The following is a 17,421-nucleotide window of genomic DNA, read 5'->3' as shown; positions in this document are numbered from 1 at the left end:
ACGAGGCACCGTGGGTAGATGGGCGAAGATGCCGATGCCTTCGAAGACGCCCGCTCCATGCGGCCGAGCCGATGCCCCGAGGGAAGCGAGCCCAGGCTTCGTGCGCACGTAGTCGCGGGGTTTCGGCGGGTGTCAAGAGTTCCCCGTGGCGACCCGGCGTCGCTCAACCTCCGGCGAGGGGTCCAGGTGCCGGCGGAACGCGTCGGCGGCGGACGTATCGATGATCGTGAGTTGGGTGTGGATCTGGTCGACGGCGGTGGAGGCGAGGTCGCCGAGGAGGGCGTACGCGCGGCGCCACTGCTCGCGGGCGGCTTCGAGGTCGCCGGCGAGGTGGTGGCAGGCGCCCACGTGGGCGAGGGTGCTGGCCTCGGCGTACGGGTCGTCGAATCTCCGGAACAGATCCACGGCCCGGTGGTAGCAGGGGATGGCCCGGGCGGGGTCGCCCATCCGGAGGCGGACGTCGGCCAGGCACGACCACGCGTGTGCCTCATAGGCGAGGTTTCCGAGCTTCTGGTGCAGGACTAGGGCCTGCTCGCACAACTCAAGCGCCTGGCCGTGGTCTCCCAGGCGGCCTTGGTACCAGCCCAGGTCGGTGAGCGCGATGGCCCGGCCGACCTGATCGCCCAGCTCGTCGAACAGTTCGTATGCGCGCCGCGCGGCGTCGAGCGCGTCGGCCTCCCGGCCCTGGAGGGCGTACACGATGTCGCGGCGGTAATGCGTCCATGCCTGTCCGGCGAGGTCGTCATGCGATCATTCGAGGGCCAGGTCGAGGCTGCGGTGGGCTTCGTCGAAGCGGCCGAGGTCGGCCAGCGCGAAGGCCAGGTTGCGGTACGCGCGCGACTGCTCCACCGGGTCGCCCAGCCGTCCCGCGGCGGCCACGGCGGCTCGTTGTGTCTCCGCCCGGTCGTGCCAGTGGCCCCGTCCGTGCAGGAACACGAACAATGCCCGGGCCAGTCGGCAGACCTGCCGGTCAAGGCGAAGGTCCTCGGCGAGACCCAGGGTGGCGAGCAGGGCCGGACGCTCTGCCTCGAACCAGGCCATCGCCTCATCGCGTCCCGGAAAGTCGGTCATGCGGACACCCGGATCGCCGGGCGCAGCGGCGCCGGCGCCCATGCCGTCCTCCACATCTCCGCCGACCAGCCGCTGGGCGGCGCTTGCCGTGTGGACGTAGTAGTCCACCAAGCGGCATCGCGCGGCGTCCCGGTCCGTGTCGTGGGCCTGGCTGAGCTCGGATGCGTAGGCGCGCAGCAGGTCGTGGCACGAATAGCGGCCGGGGACGTGCTCGCTGAGCAGGTTGGCGCGAGTCAGCTCGGCCAGCGGCGCGCGCACCCGCGAGGCAGGGGCGCCCGCCAGGCTCGCCGCGGTCGCGATCGTGCCGTCCCGGACGGGGTGCAGCCCGGCGACCAGCCGGAACAGCCGTGCCGCCGGGTCGCTCAGCGCCTCGTACGACCAGGAGAAGACCGCCCGCATGTCGGCGGTGCTCTCCAGGGCGCTGAGGCCGTCGCGGAGCTTGTCGGCGAGGGCGGCGAGCGGGTGCGCCGGATGGATGGCGGCGCGGGCGGCGACGATCGCCAGCGCCAGCGGCAGCCCGGCGCAGCGAGCGACGATGTCCTCCGCCGCCTCGGCCTCGGCGGTGATCCGGTCGGCGCCCAGCCGGAGAGCCAGCAACCGCCTGGCCTCGTCCGGCGGCAGCAGCCCCAGGGTGATCGGATGCGCGCCATGGCTCATGACCAGCCCGGCCAGCTGATCGCGGCTCGTGACGATGGTCAGGCAGCCGGGCGTCCCGGGCAGCAGCGGGACGACCTGGTCGGCGTCGCGGGCGTTGTCCACCAGGATCAGCATCCGCCGCCCGGCCAGCAGGCTGCGGTACAGCCCCGCCTGGGCGGCCGGGCCCTCCGGGATCCGCTGCGGCGGAACCTGCAGGGCGTCGAGGAACTCGCGGATGGCCGCCGCCGAGGACACCGCCTCTCCCGACGGGCCGTATCCGCGCAGATCGATGCAGAGCTGACCGTCCGGAAAGCGGTCGGCGACGCGGTTCGCCCACTGCACGGCCAGCGTGGTCTTCCCCACCCCGGCCGTGCCGGTGATCACCGCGGTGAGCGGCGACCGGGCCCTCGTCCCGTCCGGCCCGGCCCGGTCCGGCGGGCGCAGGAGCGCGTCCAGAGCCGCCAGCTCCGCCACCCGCCCGGCGAAACCATCGATGGCGGCGGGCAACTGCCTGGGTGCCGCGCCTCCACCGCGCGGGACGCCGCCGGCGAGGAGGGTGGCGTGGAGTTCCCGCAGTTCAGGGCTGGGGTCGGCGCCGAGCTCGTCCGCCAGCCGCCGCCGGATCAACTCGTACCGCTCCAGCGCCTCGGCGGGACGGCCGGCCGCGTCCAGCACCCGCAGCAGCCGCGCCCAGAGGGATTCGCGCAGCGGATGCCGCTCGGCCAACCCGGCCAACTCGGCGAGTTCGGCCGGGCCGGGGGGTGCTCCGCCGGCGAGGCCCAGATCGACCCGCCGCTCCAGCGCGGTCAGATACCGCTCCTGCAGCGCGGGCGCCACGGACTGCTCCAGCCAGTCGGACGCGATTCCGTCGAAGGGCGTACCGCGCCACAGTGCGAGCGCGGCGGCCAGCCGGGACTGCTCGACCACGGGGTCGGGCGTCGCGGCGGCCTCGTCCAGCAGGCAGCCGAAGCGGAGGGCGTCGACACCGTCCCGGTCGACGGCGAGCCGGTATGCGCCCGGCCCGGCCACGACCAGCGGGGCCGCCGGACCCAGGGCGCGACGCAGCCGTTTCACGTTCGTCCGGACGTTGGTCCCCGGGTCTCCGGGCGTGTCCGCGCCCCAGACCGCGGTCGCCAACCTGCTCGTCGGGACGGTGCGGCCCGCCGACATCGCCAGCACGGCCAGCAACGCGCGCAGCCGCCCGGCCGGCAGCTCCACCGGCCGCCCGTCCACGGTGACGCGCAGCGGCCCGAGCACGTCGACGGTCAGCATGCGGAACGTCACCCCCTTGCACCAGTGGCAAGTTTCACCCGAGTGTCACAACTCTGCCACCCGCCATCGCCAGGCTGGCGAGCATTCCGGACCTCTCCGGTTCGGGCCGATCTTCGCCTCACCGGTTCGGATCGACACCACTGGAGGTTGACATGGCCGTGTCAGTGCTCGACATGTCGATGTCGCTCGACGGCTACATCGCCGATCCCGACGATTTCCTCGGCGGCGAGGACGGCGAGCGGCTGCACAAGTGGGCCGACGCCGGCGCCGGCGGCCCGTCCGATCCCGTCGGGCGGTTCAACGCCGAATGGAAGGCGGCGGGTGCGGTCCTCGCGGGACGGCGGACCGCCGAGCTCATGGACCACTGGGGCGGCGATCACGGCGGTCTGCCGATCTTCGTGCCCAGTCACCGGCCGCCCGGGCCGGCCGCCCGCTGGGGCTATCCGATGGTGACGTACGTGACCGACGGGATCGAGAGCGCGATGGCCCAGGCCAAGGCCGCCGCCGGGGACCGGGACGTGCAGGTGCGCGGCGGTGCTTACACGGCGCAGCAGGCACTGGAGGCCAAGGTGCTGGACGAGGTGCAGGTCCACCTGGTCCCGGTGCTGCTGGGCGGTGGCCGCCGGCTGTTCGACGTCCTGCCGGCGGAGGTCGAACTGGAGATCGTCGAAGTGATCGACACCCCCGCGGCCACCCACATCCGCTACCGCGTCCGTTACTGACCTACGGATTGAAGGTCCGAGATCGATGTAGGACGTTCTCGGCAGCGAAGGGCGCGGCCAACGGGTCGCGCCCGTCCCCTTCGATGACTCCGCGGACCATCCGGCCGCGGACCGTCTGACTGGGCGGTGGCAGGGTCAGGCGTGCTCGACGTTCTGTGCCGTGTCGGCCTGCGGTGTGCTCGCGGCTTCGTCCTCATGCGAGGGGGTCCACACCTCCTTAAACGCAAACCCAACGACAGTTCTAATCGGATTCTGCCTTTTTCGTGACTCCACCGGCCTGGGGTACGGCTTTCTATAAAATTGAGGACGGATTTGCCGGCATTTTACTTGCGGAGTTTCCCATAGCATGGGCGGGAGGTAAGTGGACTGATCTCCGGGGGACATCATGGTCCGCAATGACGAACCAGGCGACGACCTGCTGCTCTCCGTGGCCGGGAGGCTGTTCGGCAGGCTCGGCTATGACTCGGTGACCAACACGATGATCGCGGAAGCGGCCGGCGTCGATCTCGCAGAGGTCACCGAGCGTTACGGTGGCAAGCGCGACATCTACATGGCGGTACTGCAGCGTGCGCACTGGCGGCGAATCAACCGCATCCGAGCCATCGAGGCCGTCTACACCCCAGACTTGGACGGCCTGATCCTGCTGCTGGACGAGTACCTGGATCTGTGCATGGAGACTCCGGAACTCGGGGCCTTGTGGATGCAGCGCTGGCTGTCCGACGCCAGCGACATCCCCCGGCTGGACGACATGTTCGGCGGTCCCGAACTCGGCCGGACCATAAATTTGTTTCGCAGGGCAATTGCCGATGATCTGGACGCCGGAATGGTCATGCGCACATTCGCCTATACCATCCTGGCCTTCTCCCAGAAGGGCATCGTGGATACCTCCGGGGTGCGCCACGAGCCCACCGAACCGGCCACTCTGCGGAGATTCCGTGCGCATCTCCATCAGCTCGCCCGCCACCTCGTCGCCTGACAGAGGGGATAGCGCGAGCCGTAGCCATTCGGCCTGGGGCCGGCGGCCGGTCTGATGCGGCCCGCCGGCCGGGCATGCTGTTCCGGCGCCGGCAGGTGCCCGGGCACGCCGACGCCGGGTCCGATGCCCACGCGATGGTCGCGAACCTGCCGGAGGCCGCGGTGCGCGGCGGGTGATCCTGGGGGGTGCAACTCTCAGTGATTACGAACATACCGCTTGACCTGCAAGGATGAGGTCCACGGCAGGACGAACGGTAGTACGGTGGCCATATGGCCGAACCAAGGCCCTCGTGCCGGCGGGCCGGCCGACAGGTCACGCGAGCCGTCGGCCCCAGCCGGGTGGCATCACAGTTCCGCCACCGCGGCTAGCTCGCCGGCGTCACCGGGCGACTCCTGACCGCGCCATCCCAGGACTGACGCGCCCGTGTGATGCGATCCGACATGAACGTCTCGTTATGGCTGAACGCCAAAAAGCTATTTGACGTGTATATCGCCTGGTCTAACACTTGTCTAGCAATCAGCCAAGCACAACATCAGCGCTCAGGGGGGCGGCCGCTAGCCGTACACGTCAAGTCTCCATGCGAAAGGCAAACGCCATGATCAGATCGCCTGGCACACCCGAATCACTGACCCCCACATCCAGACCGAACCGAGTCGCGATCGCCAGCCTGATCGGGACGACTCTGGAGTGGTACGACTTCTACCTGTACGGTACCGCGGCAGCGCTCGTGTTCAACAAGCAGTTCTTCTCCAGCCTCAGCCCGACGTCCGGAACGCTCGCGGCCTTCGCGACCTTCGCCGTCGGCTTCCTCGCCCGGCCCCTCGGCGGGCTCCTTTTCGGGCACTTCGGCGACCGGATCGGGCGGAAGGCGACGCTTGTCACCTCGTTGCTCACCATGGGAGCGGCCTCCACACTGATCGGTGTCCTTCCCACGTTCGCCGCCATCGGGCTGTGGTCTCCGATCCTGCTGGTGGTGCTGCGCCTGCTCCAGGGATCGGCCTCGGCGGTGAGTCGAGCGGCGCCGTCCTGATCTCGGTCGAACACGCGCCGGGCAACCGCGGCAACCTGTTCGGAGGGTTCCCCCAGATGGGGGTCCCCGCGGGCCTGGTTCTGGCGAATCTCGTCTACTTCCTCACCACCTCCCTGTCGTCGGCCGAGGCGTTCACCGCATGGGTGTGGCGAGTGCCCTTCCTGTTCAGCGCCGTGCTGATCGTGGTCGGCCTCGTCATCCGGCTGCGCATCGCTGAGTCGCCCAGCTTCGAGTCGGTTCGCAAGACCGGAGAGGTCATCGCCATACCGGGATGGGCGGCGCTGCGCGGCCAGTGGCTAGCGATCATCCTGACCGTGTTCATGGTCACCGCCGCCTCCAGCTGCTCGTACGTCTTCACGGCGTTCTCGCTGTCCTACGGCCCGACGCATTTCGACCTGGACCGTCAGACGCTCCTGCTGGGTATCACCGTCGGCAGCCTGCTCTGGCTGGCATCCATCCCTGTCTGGGCACGCGTCGCCGACACGCACGGGCGGCGGAAGGTGTTCCTCTTCGGCAGCTTCGTCCTGCTGCTCGCGGCCGCAGCGTATTTCCCGATCTTCGATCTCGGCACCACGACGTCGGCGATGGTCGCCTTCCTCTGCATGGCGTTGACCACGCCGATCTCCCACGCCCTGCAAGGCAGCATCATGGCCGATGTCTTCCCCACGGCCATGCGGTACTCCGGCATGGGTGTCATCCTCGGGCTCGGCTCACTCCTCGGCGGCACGGCACCGTTGATCTCCACAGCACTCTTCGCGGCGTACGGTACCACCACCCCGATCAGTGTCTACCTCGTAGTGGTCTGCGTGGTGAGCATCGCCGCCGCGATCGGCCTGTTCCGGATCGCACCCGTTGTCGACCGGGGCCGACGCGCGGCCGAAGCGCGGGCCGATGGGGCGCCTCTCGTCCGGCCGGCTCACTGATGGTCTTCCACTCCGTGGGTGGCCGACACGTGATGAACCGTGTCGGCCACCCTACGTAAGATCCGATAACTGAAGGGAGCCCCCCAGTGGAGGACGTTCTTGTCATCGGCGGAGGTTTCGCCGGTGTGTGGAGCGCCGCGGCCGCCGCCCGGATGCGCACCGACAACGACGTGGACCTGTCGATCACTCTCGTCGCTCCGGGCGACGATCTGGTGATCCGCCCACGGCTGTACGAGGCCGACCCGCATCTGATGAGGGTGCCGCTCGACCGGATCCTCAGCCCGATCGGCGTGCACCGCGTGGCCGCCACCGTGTCCACGATCGACACCGTGCACCGGGCGGTGACCGCCGTCGACGCGGACGGACGCAGCATCAAGTCGCAGTACCGCCGGCTGATTCTCGCCGCGGGCAGCCGGCTGCGCCGCCCTGCCCTGCCCGGTGCCGAGCACCTGCACTCCGTCGACACCGTGGACGCCGCCGTCGCCCTCGAAGAGCATCTGCGCACGTGCCCCCCGGGCCCGGGCCGCTGGACCGTCGTGGTCGTCGGCGCCGGCTTCACCGGGCTGGAGGTCGCCACCGAGATGGTCGGCCGGCTGGCCGAGATGAGCGGCCCGGCCGACCGGCCGCGGGTCGTGCTGGTCGAACGAGCCGACACGGTGGGTCCCGACCTCGGCCCCGGTCCTCGGCCGGCCATCACCGAAGCGCTGGACCGGCTGGGTGTCGAGGTGCGGCTCGGCCAGAGCATCGCCTCGGTCGAGCCTGGAAGGGTGCGGTTCACCGACGGCTCGGAGTTGGCGGCCGGCACCGTCGTGTGGACGGCCGGCGTCCAGGCCAGCCCGCTGACCGCGCAGATCCCGGGTTGGCGCGACCGGTTGGATCGGCTGCGGGTGGACGAACACCTCCGTGTCGCCGAGGCGCCCGAGGTGTTCGCGGCCGGGGACACCGCCGCGGCCGAAGCCGATCCGGGCCACCTGGTGTTGCAGTCGTGTCAGCACGCCATACCGTTGGGCAAGTACGCCGGCCACAACGCCGTCGCCGACCTGCTCGGGCTGCCCCTCGCCGAGTTCAGCCCGGCTCCGTACGCGTGCTGCGTCGATCTCGGCGCGGCCGGTGCGGTGCTGACCAGCGGCTGGGATCGCATGATCGAGAGCACCGGCGAGAAGGCGAAGGCCCGCAAGATGGCCACGAACCGGGAGCGGATCTACCCACCGCTCGACGACGCTGATGAGATCCTGCGCGTCGCCGACTACCGGGTCGGCGTCCGTCCCGCCGGCGCCCGGATCTGATGGTCCGGCGCTGAAGATCCCTCGCCGGGCTCAGCGAGGGATCTTCAGCACCGTGCCCTGGTCCGCGACGCTCATTCCCCCTGGCCGCTGGCCATGCCCGCGCAAGTCGGCGGCCGGGACGAGTCGGCGCGGACCAGGACACGGCTGTGCCGGGGGGCAGCATGTGGTGGCTCATGCGGGCGCCGCCCGACATGATCCGGCGGATGCCGGACATCAGGTGTGATGAAGTGGGGTGGCTATAACGTGCCAATGCGAGTTTCCGCGTGAACTATCACCATCCAATAATAGGAGGTCGCGTTCGATGGACCTGCTGAACGGACGCCTCAAACTCCGGCACCTCGTCCTCGTCGTGGCGATCGCGGAACACGGCAGCGTGCTCCGCGCCGCCGAGCACCTGCACCTGGCCCAGCCCGCGGTCACTCGCACGTTGCGTGAGCTGGAGCAGATCCTCGGCGTCGAGTTGTTCGTCCGGGGCCCACGCGGGGTGCATACGACGCTGTTCGGAGACGCTTTTCTCGATCACGCCCGCACGGTTCTCGCCGAGCTGCGGCGTGCCGAGGAGCGCATCCACGGACTCGCCCACGGCGACGCCGGCACCGTCACGCTCGGCACCCTGCTGGCCGGCTCGAGCGTGCTGCTGCCCAAGGCCATCGCGGCGCTCAAGGCGAGCCGGCCCGGCATCACCGTGATCGTGCAGGAGGCCACCTTCGACAGCCAGGTCCCCCGGCTGCTCGACGGCGAGATCGACATGATCCTCGGCCGCCTCAACGTGATCGAGGACCAGCCCGCGCTCCGCCAGATCACCCTGTACAGCGAGCCCGTCCGGCTTGTCGCCCGCGCCGGGCATCCCGCCCATGACGTTCCCGACCTGAGTCTCGCGAATCTGCTGACGTACCCGTGGGTGGTGCCGCTTGAGCAGACCTCCCTGCGCCGCGAACTGGAGGAGGTCTTCCGCGGGCAGGGACTGCGGCTGCCCGAGAACCGGGTCGAGTGCACCTCGATCCTCACCGTGCGCGCGCTCGTACGCGACACCGACATGATCGCCGCCCTGCCGGCCTTGGTGGCACGAACCGACCGGGACCTCGCGCCCCTGTCCGTGCCGCTGCCGTCGGTACGACGCTCCGTCGGCGTCACCCTGCCGGCCCGGCGCCCGCTGACGCCGTCCGCCCGGCTGATGCTGGAGCACCTGCACACCTGCGCTGTCGCGATCACGGCCGGGGAGAATCTGGAACAGAAGACCGCTAGTGGCTCTCGATGAGTCGCGAGGTGACTGGAACCCGACGCCTTCGGCTCGGTCGCGGGCGAGTCCGTCCCGGGCGCCGTCTGCTGATCCCACTCGCTCGACGGGTTCGCGGCGTCGTCCGATGCGGGACGGTTTGCGTTCGAGCGCGCTCGAACCCCTAGCGTCACCGGCATGACGACACAGACCTGGATCATCACCGGCGCGTCCCGCGGTTTCGGACGCGCACTGGCGGAATCGGCGCTGGCAAAGGGCGATCGTGTGGTCGCGGCGGTGCGCCGCCCGGAGAGCATGACCGACCTGGAGGCGGAGTACCCCGACACCTTCCTGGTCGTGAAGCACGACGCCCGGGACACCGGCGCCGCCGCAGACCTCGTGCGTGACGCCCTCGACCGTTTCGGGCAGCTCGACGTGCTGGTCAACAACGCGGGCCGGGTGCTGGTCGGAGCGGTCGAGGAGGTCGGCGACGCGCAGCTGCGCGAGCTGATGGACCTGCACCTGTTCGGCCCCGCCGCGCTCGTCCGCGCGGCGCTGCCGGCGATGCGCGAGCGCGGCACCGGGACGATCGTGCAGATGAGCAGCCAGGGCGGGCGGATGTCCTTCCCCGGCGTGTCGGCGTATTCCGCGTCGAAGTTCGCCCTCGAAGGCTGGTCGGAGGCGCTGGCCGGGGAGGTCGCGCCGTTCGGCATCCGCGTGATGCTCGTCGAACCCAGCCGCTTCCGCACCGATTTCAACGCCGGCGACGTGCTGGAGTTCGCCGCGGCGTCCGAGACCTACCGCGACATGCTCGCCCCCATCCGCGCGGACATGGCCGGGGTCGACGGCCGCCAGGAAGGCGACCCCGCGCGGGCGGCGGAGATCATCGTGTCCATCGCCCACAGCGACGAGGTCCCGCTGCGATTGCCGCTCGGGCGTGAGGCGGTCGAGCGGATCTCGGGCGTGTACCAGCGCGGTCTGGCCGAGGTCGAGCGGTGGGCCGACACTGCCAGAAGCGCCGACTTCGAAGGCGTCGAGGCGTCGGTGCGCCCCGTTTAGGCTGGTCGTCATGGCCACCGACGACCTGGTGACGCGCATACTCGAGGCGCTCGACGACGGTGACCCGCTGCCGGTCGAGGCGATCCATCGCCTCACCGACGCGGCCGACGTCACCGAGCCGATGACGATCGCGGAGGTCGCGGACCTTCTCGGCATCTCGCCGCACACGCTGCGCTACTACGAGCGCGCGCACCTGGTCGAGGTGGACCGCGACGCCAACGGCCATCGCGTCTACGACGCCCACACGGTGCGCCGCCTCGTCTTCCTCACCAGGATGCGGCTCTCCGGGATGCCGATGCGCGACCTCCAGCACTACATCGCCCTTGTCGACGCGGGAGACGACACCGTCCCCGAGCGCCTCGACATGCTCCTCGAACACCGCGACATCATCCGCCGCAAGATGCGAGAACTCACGCTCTCCCTCGTGGCGACCGAACACAAGATCGCCACGTACGGCGGAGCCGCCGGCCCAGACTCCCGCCTGTCATAGAAGGCCGAAGCCTTGCGGCCACCCCCACTGAAGACGGAAGGCCGTTGCGGTGGAGTATGCGTTTCCGAAGCTCGTGCCGGCCTGCCGTGGCGGTCCGTGTGAGACTGGAGGAATGACCGACCATTCCTCTGGGGATACCGAAGGCGTGCCTAAGGACGAGTTGTTCGCTCGGCTCCAGGCCGACCGCCCGCACTCGGCGCGGGTTTGGGGATTCTTGCTGGGCGGCAAGGACAACTACCCCGCCGACCGCCAAGTCGGCGAGATGATCGTGAGCATGTTCCCCGACATCGCGCTGCTGGCGCGGCTGCAGCGCCGTTTCCTGTCACGCGCGGTGCGGTTCCTGGCGGGTCCGGCCTCGATCAGGCAGTTCCTGGACATCGGCACCGGCCTGCCGACCGTGGACAACACTCACGAGGTCGCCCAGCGGGTGGCGCCCGAGTCCCGGATCGTCTATGTCGACAACGATCCGCTGGTCCTGGTGCACGCTCAGGCACTGCTCACCAGCACGCCAGAGGGGGCCTGCGACTACATCGAGGCCGACGTGCGCGACCCCGACCTGATCCTGGAAAAGGCCGCCAGGACTTTGGACTTCACCCGGCCGGTCGCGCTCACCCTTCTGGGCATCATGGGTCAGATCCCCGATTCCGATGACCCATGGGGGATCGTGCGCCGGCTCTTGGACGCGCTGCCGGAGGGCAGCTACCTGGCGCTCAGCGATGGCACGAACACCAATCCGGCACTGAACCACGCGATCGAGACCTACAACGCCAACTCCGCCAGTTCCTACCACCTGCGCAGCCCGGAAGCGATCGCGCGTTACTTCGAAGGACTGGAAGTCCTGGAACCAGGTGTGGTCCCCACCTCCGCCTGGCGGCCGGACGACTACGACATCGGTAGCACGCCAACACAGGTGGACGCCCTCTGCGGGGTCGCCCGGAAGGGAGCATGAAGCACACACAAGGGGGCTGCTACGCGGATCATTCATGGCCGCCGAGCGAAGTGAAACCTCCGACTATTGCTCCGAAGGCCACGTGGGCGAGGACGGTGACCAGTGGCGTGCTGGGCCCGTAGTTGAGCATCAAGAAGCCCGGAGGTTCCAGCAGGGCGGTCTTGGGAGCACTCGTCACAGGGCTGCCCATCCGCGGGTGGACCAACGGCAGCAGGACGTTCACCAGCGCGGTGCCGGCGAAGATTCCGTGCATGAGACCGAAGAGTGCCCCGAGCCACCAGCCGGCGTGGCCGATGGCGAGAAAGACGGCGTAGTAGACGAACGCGAACAGCTCCCCGTTGACGAAGTGCATGAGGTAGCCGATCGCCTTGGCGCGGGCCCGGTCGCCGGTCACGGCGGTGCCCAGCAGGAACGGCAGGTCCATCCGGGTGAGCTGGAACTCGCTGGCGGTGCGCAGAACGGTGGTGAGCACCAGTGTGCCGACGAACGCGCCCGCGGCGGTTCCCCCGGCGCTCACCTGCCTGCCTTCCTCGCTACCGAGTCGATGGTGCACGCGGCGCGGATCAACGCCAGGTGGCTCAGCCCCTGGGGCAGGTTCCCCAGGAAGGCGCCGGTGTCCGGATCGATCTCCTCGGCGTAGAGGCCGACGTCGTTGGCCAGCCTGATCAGGTCGTCCATCAGCGCGACGGCATGGGCGAGGCGCCCGGTGCGGGCGAGGCACTCGGCCAGCCAGAAAGAACAGGCCAGAAACGCGCCTTCGGTGCCGCTCACCCCGTCCTCGCCGGTGTACCTGTCGACGAACGGACCGTGCCTCAGTTCCTGTGCCACCGCGTCGACCGTGGCGCGCATGCGGGGATCGCCGGGATGCGAGTAACCGTGGAGAAGGCCGAGGAGCACGGCGGCGTCCAGTTCCGAACTGCCGGCGGAGCGCGTGTAGCAGCGGCGGCGGGGGGAGAAGCAGCGCGTCTCGACGAAATCGCGCACCTGGGAGCGCGCGAGTCGCCAGCGATCCGAGCCGCGGTCGGGGATCAGGCCGCGCTCGCAGAGGTCGATGGCACGGTCGAGCGCGACCCAGCACATGATCTTCGACTGCGTGAAGTGCAGGGGAGCGCTGCGAACCTCCCAGATCCCCGAGTCCGGCGACCGCCAGGCGGCGCAGACGAAGTCGGCCAGCCCGGCCAGGCGCCGGGCTATGTCCGCGTCCAGCCGTCCGGCGGCACCGGCGTGCAGCCAGCCGGCCTGCATCAGCTCACCGTAGGTGTCCAGTTGGTCCTGGACGCCCGCCGCGTTGCCGATCCGCACCGGTCTGGAACCGCGGTACCCGTCCAGGGGGAGTATCCGCTCCGGCGTGTCGGGCCCGCCGTCCAGCCGGTAGAGCACCCGCAGTCGCGGATGTGTGAGCTGGGTGGCGTGCATGAGCCACCAGAAGTAGGCATCCGCTTCGGCGGAGCATCCGAGCCGCAATAGCGCGTCGAGGGTGAACGCCGAGTCGCGGACCCAGGAGAAGCGGTAATCCCAGTTGCGTTCGCCTCCGATGTGCTCCGGCAGTGAGGACGTCGCCGCGGCGGCGATCGCTCCCGAGGGCGCGAAGACCAGGAGCTTGAGCACCAGTGCGCTGCGCAGCACGGCGTCGCGCCACATGCCTTCGTACGAACGTTCCCCCGACCACCTGTGCCAGGACGCGATGGTGTGCTCCATACGGGCATCGCATTCTGAACGGGTCGGCAGGACGAGCGGTTCCTGGTGTGCGAACGGAATCGCCAGCAGCGCTCGCCGGCCCTCTCTCATTTCAAAGCGGCCATTGATCGCCTGGTCGGCGCACTCCGGTTCACCCGCGTCCCAGGCGCAGACGGCGAGGGCGTCCCCGCCCGCCTCCGCCACCGGTACACCGGCGCGTCTCGTGATGCGTGGACGGTGAGCACCGTAACCGAACCGCGGCTGCACGCTCCAGTGCACGGGCACGGTCCCGGCCACGCCGTCGAGACGCCGTTGCAGCTCCCGCATCGGTCCCAGCGTCCCGTCGCCCTCCAAGGTCAGCGCATCGGTGACCCGCAGACAGCCCAGGCCGGTGGTGAAGGTGGTCTCCAGAACGTTCGTGCCCGGCAGGTACCGGCGCGCGACGGTGAACGGCTCCGCCGGCTCCAGCAGGAAGCGCCCGCCCCGGACGGGGTCCAGGATCGCGGCGAACACCGAGGGGGAGTCCAGGTCCGGCATTCCCAGCCAGTCCACCGACCCGTCGGCGGCGATCAGAGCGGCACTACGCCCGTCCCCGACTACGGCGTAGTCGCGCAGCCCGGCGTAGCCGCCGCTCCGAAAGGCTGTCATGTGCCCGGACCGTACGAGGCGTCACCATGAGGGCCGCCGACTTCCATGGAACCATCGTCTCACCTGGTCACGGCCCGTTGCTTCCGACTCCTCCCCGTGTGACGTCAAGTCTTCCCGTATTTACCGCCACCGTCCCCAGAAGGTGCTGGATTGAGCCCGCCGCCCAGGAGCCGTTTCGTTCGGTGCTCTTACGGTGCCGCGACCGGACACCACGCTCAGCGCACGTCCGGTCGCAAAGCACGGGCGCAGGCAGGCCGATGATCTCCAGCGCCCAGCGGAGGACCCCCTACGCGGCCGCCCTTGTCGGGATCAGGGCCGCTTGAGCTGGTGAAACAGTGGCGATCCCGGGCATTCAATGTACGGGTTCGGCCACGCGAGTCACCGGTTCGGGATCACAAGAAAATCGAAACCGCAAATAAGCAGGTGGAAGGCGAAATAGATCGTTCCAATCCTGCCGGCTGGAAACATGCTCAATCTTGTCGCATTGGACGCGGATGCCTTAAGCTCCGCCATGGGAGCGCTCCCACGAGCGAAATGCCGGGGCCAAAGCGGGGTGTCACGGGTATGTCAGAGACGGGCATGTCAAAGACGGGGATAACGCCGACCGAAGCGGCCGTCATCCGAATGTGGACCGATCTACTGGGGAAGCCGCCCGGTTCGGTCCATGAGGACTTCTTCGAACTGGGCGGGCGGTCGCTCACCCTGGTGCAGTTCATCGCGCGCGTTGAGGAGACGTACGGCGTCGAGCTGCCGGTGGAGGTGCTGTTCGCCGAGGACCTCACGGTGAGCGCCGCGGCCCGGGCCGTCGACGAGGCGCTGCTGGCGGGCGTGGACAAGACCGAGCTGGACGGACTGCTGAACGAACTCGACCAGCTCTCCGACGAGGAAGTGCGCCGGCTGCTCGCCGACGGCGGGGAACACTGACTGTGGCCCGCATGCTCCTCGTGAGCCACGGCTCAGACGGCGACGTGCTGCCGTTCGTGCGCCTCGGCCGGACCCTGCGCGGCCGCGGTCACGAGGTCACGCTCATCACGCACGCACCGTACGCGTCCGCCGCTCTCGGCGCGGGACTGGATTTCGCGCCGATCGACACCGCGGCCGAGTACGAGCGCCAGCTGGGCGACACCACGGGCCTGCTCGCCGGGCAGGCGCCGGGCCGATGGCTGGAGTTCTACGAGCGGCACGGGCTGTTCGGGCAGGCGCTGCTGGAGTTCCGGGCGATCGCGGAGCGCCACGCACCGGGCCGGACGGTGCTCGTCGGACGGCACACCTCCGCGGTGTCGGTACTGATGGCGGCCGAACGCCTGGGCGCGCCGGCGGCCTGGGTGGCGGTCTCGCCCGTGCAGATCATGGCGGCCCGGGGCGCGCGGCACCTGTACGCGACCGTGCTGCGGGAGGGACTGGAGAAGGTCCGGGCGGCGGCGGGGTTATCGCCGGACGTGGACTGGGCGGAGTACTTCCACTCGGCCGATCTTGAGCTGGGGCTCTGGCCCGCGTGGTTCGACCGGGCCGGTGCGCGTTCTCCCGGCCGGGTCCGCCTCACCGGTTTCCCGCTCGCGGACGATCGGCCGCGGCCGATCCCCGCCCGGGCGGAGGAACTGCTCGCCGGGCCGGTACCGCCCGTGCTCGTGACCGGTGGCACCGGACGGATGCTGCATCCCGAGTTCTACCCGACCGCGGTCGCGGCCTGCGCGCGCGCCGGGCGTCCGGCGCTGCTGGTCGTACGGCACCGGGACCTGGTCCCCGAGACCCTTCCGGAGGGCGTGCGCTGGTTCCCGGCGCTGCCGTTCCGCGAGGTGATGCCGAGGGTCGGCGTCGTCCTGCACCACGGCGGGATCGGTACCCTCGCCCGGGCGCTGGCGGCCCGGACACCGCAGGTCATCCTCGCCCACGGCGTCGACCGCCCGGACAACGCCGAGCGCCTCGCCGCGCTCGGGCTGGCCCGCTGGCTCCCGCAGGGCGCCTGGACTCCGGACGAGATCGCGCCTCTGCTTTCGGTCGCTCCGTCCCAGGAACCCCCGATCCAGGCGGTTCCCGGCGATGGCGCGGAGGCGGCCGCCGGGGAGATCGAAACGCTGCTGGAGCGCGGCCGCGACCCCCGGGGAGCGCCACTCCCCGAGCCCGGGGCGGCCGAGCCGCTGAGGGAGCGGTTGCGGCGGTTGCCGCCGGTCCAGCGCAGGGAACTGCTACGGCGGATGGAGGGGCGCCGATGAGAGTGCTCCTGGCCCAGAACATGTTCTTCCACCGCACGCACGGCGGCGCCAACAAGTCCAACCGGATCATGATGGAGGAGCTGGCGGCGCGGGGCCACGACTGCCACGTGGTGGCGCCGCTCAGCGGGCAGCTGCGCCGTTGCACCGTCGGCGAGCTGCTGGTCCGGCTGGCCGACCGCGGTGTGAGGCCCGAGGCCGTGACGGACGAGGCGGTCGTCGCGGAGGTCGCCGGCGTACGGGCGCACTTCGTGGTCGAGCCGTCGCGGCTGGCGGCGCGGGTGCGCCAGGTCGCCGCGTCGGTGCGCCCGGACTGGACGCTGGTGCCGTCCGACGATCCGGGACTGCTGATGCTGGGGACCGCCGAGCACGCCACCCCCGGCCGGGTCGTCTACCTCGCGCACACCCTGCAGCAACTGCCGTTCGGGGCGCGGGCCTTCTACCCCAGTGAGGCGGGCACCCGGCTGCTCCGCAGGGCGGCCGGGGTCGTCGCGGTGAGTGAGGCGGCGCGTCGCTGCCTGATGGCCGAGGCGGGAATCCCGGCGACCCTGATCCGCCCGCACGTCTACGGCCCGGGCCCGTACCCGCGCCACCGCGGCGACGCGATCACCATGGTCAACCCGTCCGGCTACAAGGGCATCGCGATCTTCCTCGCGCTGGCGGACGCGCTGCCCGAGCGTCCGTTCGCCGCCGTCCCCACCTGGGGCACCACCGAACGGGACCGGGCGGAGCTCTCCCGGCGGCCCAACGTCCGGATCCTGGAGGCCCGCGACGACATCGACGAGGTCCTGGCGCACGCCCGGATGGTCGTCATGCCCTCGCTGTGGGACGAGACGTTCGGGTACACCGCCGTGGAGGCCATGCTGCGCGGCATCCCGGTGCTCGCCGCGGACGTGGGCGGCCTGGCCGAGGCCAAGCTCGGGGTCCCCTACCTGCTCCCGGTCCGGCCCATCGGCGGCTACGCGGCGCGCCAAGGCCAGGAGCGCCCGGAGCCCGCCGTCCTCGCCCAGGACCCGGCGCCCTGGCTCGCCGCGGTGCGCGCGCTGGACGACCCCGCCCACCACTCCACCATCGCGGAACAGTCCCGCACGGCCGCGACCGCCTTCGTCTCGTCGCTGGACAGCGGCGCCCTGGAGACCTATCTGCGCCGGCTGACCCCCGCAGCCCCGGAACCCCCGGTCCGGCATGCCGGACTCCCCGCCGACGGGCACCGCCTCGCCGCCCTGGCCCGGTTACTGACGAAAGAGCGCTGATCC

At 70.3% G+C, this 17,421-nt stretch carries 14 protein-coding genes and 1 pseudogene; 11 read left to right on the top strand and 4 right to left on the bottom strand.

The window, feature by feature from the left end; translation table 11 throughout:
• Positions 1-132: 132 nt before the first annotated feature.
• On the bottom strand, positions 133-699 hold the full coding sequence (locus ABTW95_RS06270) for a tetratricopeptide repeat protein (protein ID WP_500225158.1): 567 nt from the start codon (positions 697-699) through the stop codon (positions 133-135).
• A 51-nt stretch (positions 700-750) separates the two neighbouring features.
• Positions 751-2,991 (bottom strand): AfsR/SARP family transcriptional regulator, encoded by a 2,241-nt coding sequence (locus ABTW95_RS06265; protein ID WP_500225157.1) that lies wholly within the window; start codon positions 2,989-2,991, stop codon positions 751-753.
• Between the two features lie 140 nt (positions 2,992-3,131).
• Here ABTW95_RS06265 and ABTW95_RS06260 point away from each other — a divergent pair, with 140 nt between their 5' ends.
• The 8 genes and pseudogenes from ABTW95_RS06260 (at position 3,132) to ABTW95_RS06225 (ending at position 11,630) form a co-directional block, all read left to right on the top strand.
• Positions 3,132-3,701, top strand: a complete 570-nt coding sequence (locus ABTW95_RS06260; protein WP_396453164.1) for a dihydrofolate reductase family protein — start codon at positions 3,132-3,134, stop codon at positions 3,699-3,701.
• A gap of 385 nt (positions 3,702-4,086) precedes the next feature.
• On the top strand, positions 4,087-4,677 hold the full coding sequence (locus tag ABTW95_RS06255; protein ID WP_396449619.1) for a TetR/AcrR family transcriptional regulator: 591 nt from the start codon (positions 4,087-4,089) through the stop codon (positions 4,675-4,677).
• A 577-nt stretch (positions 4,678-5,254) separates the two neighbouring features.
• Positions 5,255-6,630, top strand: a pseudogene (locus ABTW95_RS06250) (MFS transporter).
• Positions 6,631-6,716: 86 nt separating this feature from the next.
• On the top strand, positions 6,717-7,916 hold the full coding sequence (locus ABTW95_RS06245) for an NAD(P)/FAD-dependent oxidoreductase (protein ID WP_500225156.1): 1,200 nt from the start codon (positions 6,717-6,719) through the stop codon (positions 7,914-7,916).
• Positions 7,917-8,217: 301 nt separating this feature from the next.
• Positions 8,218-9,174: a LysR substrate-binding domain-containing protein gene (locus tag ABTW95_RS06240; RefSeq protein WP_396449623.1), complete on the top strand. Its 957-nt coding sequence runs from the start codon at positions 8,218-8,220 to the stop codon at positions 9,172-9,174.
• A gap of 156 nt (positions 9,175-9,330) precedes the next feature.
• Complete coding sequence (locus ABTW95_RS06235; RefSeq protein WP_396449624.1) at positions 9,331-10,191, top strand: SDR family NAD(P)-dependent oxidoreductase; 861 nt, start codon at positions 9,331-9,333, stop codon at positions 10,189-10,191.
• 10 nt (positions 10,192-10,201) lie between these two features.
• Positions 10,202-10,681: a MerR family transcriptional regulator gene (locus ABTW95_RS06230; protein ID WP_396449625.1), complete on the top strand. Its 480-nt coding sequence runs from the start codon at positions 10,202-10,204 to the stop codon at positions 10,679-10,681.
• Positions 10,682-10,793: 112 nt separating this feature from the next.
• Positions 10,794-11,630, top strand: a complete 837-nt coding sequence (locus ABTW95_RS06225) for an SAM-dependent methyltransferase (RefSeq protein ID WP_396449626.1) — start codon at positions 10,794-10,796, stop codon at positions 11,628-11,630.
• Positions 11,631-11,658: 28 nt separating this feature from the next.
• Here ABTW95_RS06225 and ABTW95_RS06220 read toward each other — a convergent pair whose 3' ends face one another.
• Positions 11,659-12,147: a hypothetical protein gene (locus tag ABTW95_RS06220; protein WP_500225149.1), complete on the bottom strand. Its 489-nt coding sequence runs from the start codon at positions 12,145-12,147 to the stop codon at positions 11,659-11,661.
• Entirely contained in the window at positions 12,144-13,955 is a 1,812-nt protein-coding gene (locus tag ABTW95_RS06215; RefSeq protein ID WP_500225146.1) for a glycoside hydrolase family 15 protein, read from the bottom strand. The genes ABTW95_RS06220 and ABTW95_RS06215 overlap by 4 nt, the downstream gene beginning before the upstream one ends.
• Positions 13,956-14,579: 624 nt before the next feature.
• Between ABTW95_RS06215 and ABTW95_RS06210 the strand changes: the two genes are divergently transcribed.
• From ABTW95_RS06210 to ABTW95_RS06200, 3 genes are read left to right on the top strand one after another with little or no spacing between them, the layout of a single operon-like run.
• Positions 14,580-14,879 (top strand): phosphopantetheine-binding protein, encoded by a 300-nt coding sequence (locus ABTW95_RS06210; protein WP_500225144.1) that lies wholly within the window; start codon positions 14,580-14,582, stop codon positions 14,877-14,879.
• A gap of 11 nt (positions 14,880-14,890) precedes the next feature.
• On the top strand, positions 14,891-16,168 hold the full coding sequence (locus tag ABTW95_RS06205) for a glycosyltransferase (protein ID WP_500225142.1): 1,278 nt from the start codon (positions 14,891-14,893) through the stop codon (positions 16,166-16,168).
• The gene (locus ABTW95_RS06200; protein WP_500225141.1) at positions 16,165-17,418 is read left to right on the top strand and encodes a glycosyltransferase family 4 protein; all 1,254 of its coding nucleotides are present in this window, start codon (positions 16,165-16,167) and stop codon (positions 17,416-17,418) included. Before ABTW95_RS06205 ends, ABTW95_RS06200 begins: the two co-directional genes overlap by 4 nt.
• Positions 17,419-17,421 lie beyond the last annotated feature (3 nt).

It is taken from the genome of Spirillospora sp. NPDC127506 (assembly GCF_040302145.1).
GTDB lineage: Bacteria > Actinomycetota > Actinomycetes > Streptosporangiales > Streptosporangiaceae > Spirillospora.
The sequence above is the reverse complement of the archived record's forward strand: the minus strand, read 5'-3'. Positions and strand labels throughout refer to the sequence as shown.

Excerpts from the sequence above, each read along its gene's own strand:
- ABTW95_RS06260 (WP_396453164.1), top strand. The coding sequence starts at position 3,132 with ATGGCCGTGTCAGTGCTCGACATGTCGATGTCGCTCGACGGCTACATC.
- ABTW95_RS06255 (WP_396449619.1), top strand. The coding sequence starts at position 4,087 with ATGGTCCGCAATGACGAACCAGGCGACGACCTGCTGCTCTCCGTGGCC.
- ABTW95_RS06240 (WP_396449623.1), top strand. The coding sequence starts at position 8,218 with ATGGACCTGCTGAACGGACGCCTCAAACTCCGGCACCTCGTCCTCGTC.
- ABTW95_RS06235 (WP_396449624.1), top strand. The coding sequence starts at position 9,331 with ATGACGACACAGACCTGGATCATCACCGGCGCGTCCCGCGGTTTCGGA.
- ABTW95_RS06230 (WP_396449625.1), top strand. The coding sequence starts at position 10,202 with ATGGCCACCGACGACCTGGTGACGCGCATACTCGAGGCGCTCGACGAC.
- ABTW95_RS06225 (WP_396449626.1), top strand. The coding sequence starts at position 10,794 with ATGACCGACCATTCCTCTGGGGATACCGAAGGCGTGCCTAAGGACGAG.
- ABTW95_RS06215 (WP_500225146.1), bottom strand. The coding sequence starts at position 13,955 with ATGACAGCCTTTCGGAGCGGCGGCTACGCCGGGCTGCGCGACTACGCC.
- ABTW95_RS06210 (WP_500225144.1), top strand. The coding sequence starts at position 14,580 with ATGTGGACCGATCTACTGGGGAAGCCGCCCGGTTCGGTCCATGAGGAC.
- ABTW95_RS06205 (WP_500225142.1), top strand. The coding sequence starts at position 14,891 with ATGCTCCTCGTGAGCCACGGCTCAGACGGCGACGTGCTGCCGTTCGTG.
- ABTW95_RS06200 (WP_500225141.1), top strand. The coding sequence starts at position 16,165 with ATGAGAGTGCTCCTGGCCCAGAACATGTTCTTCCACCGCACGCACGGC.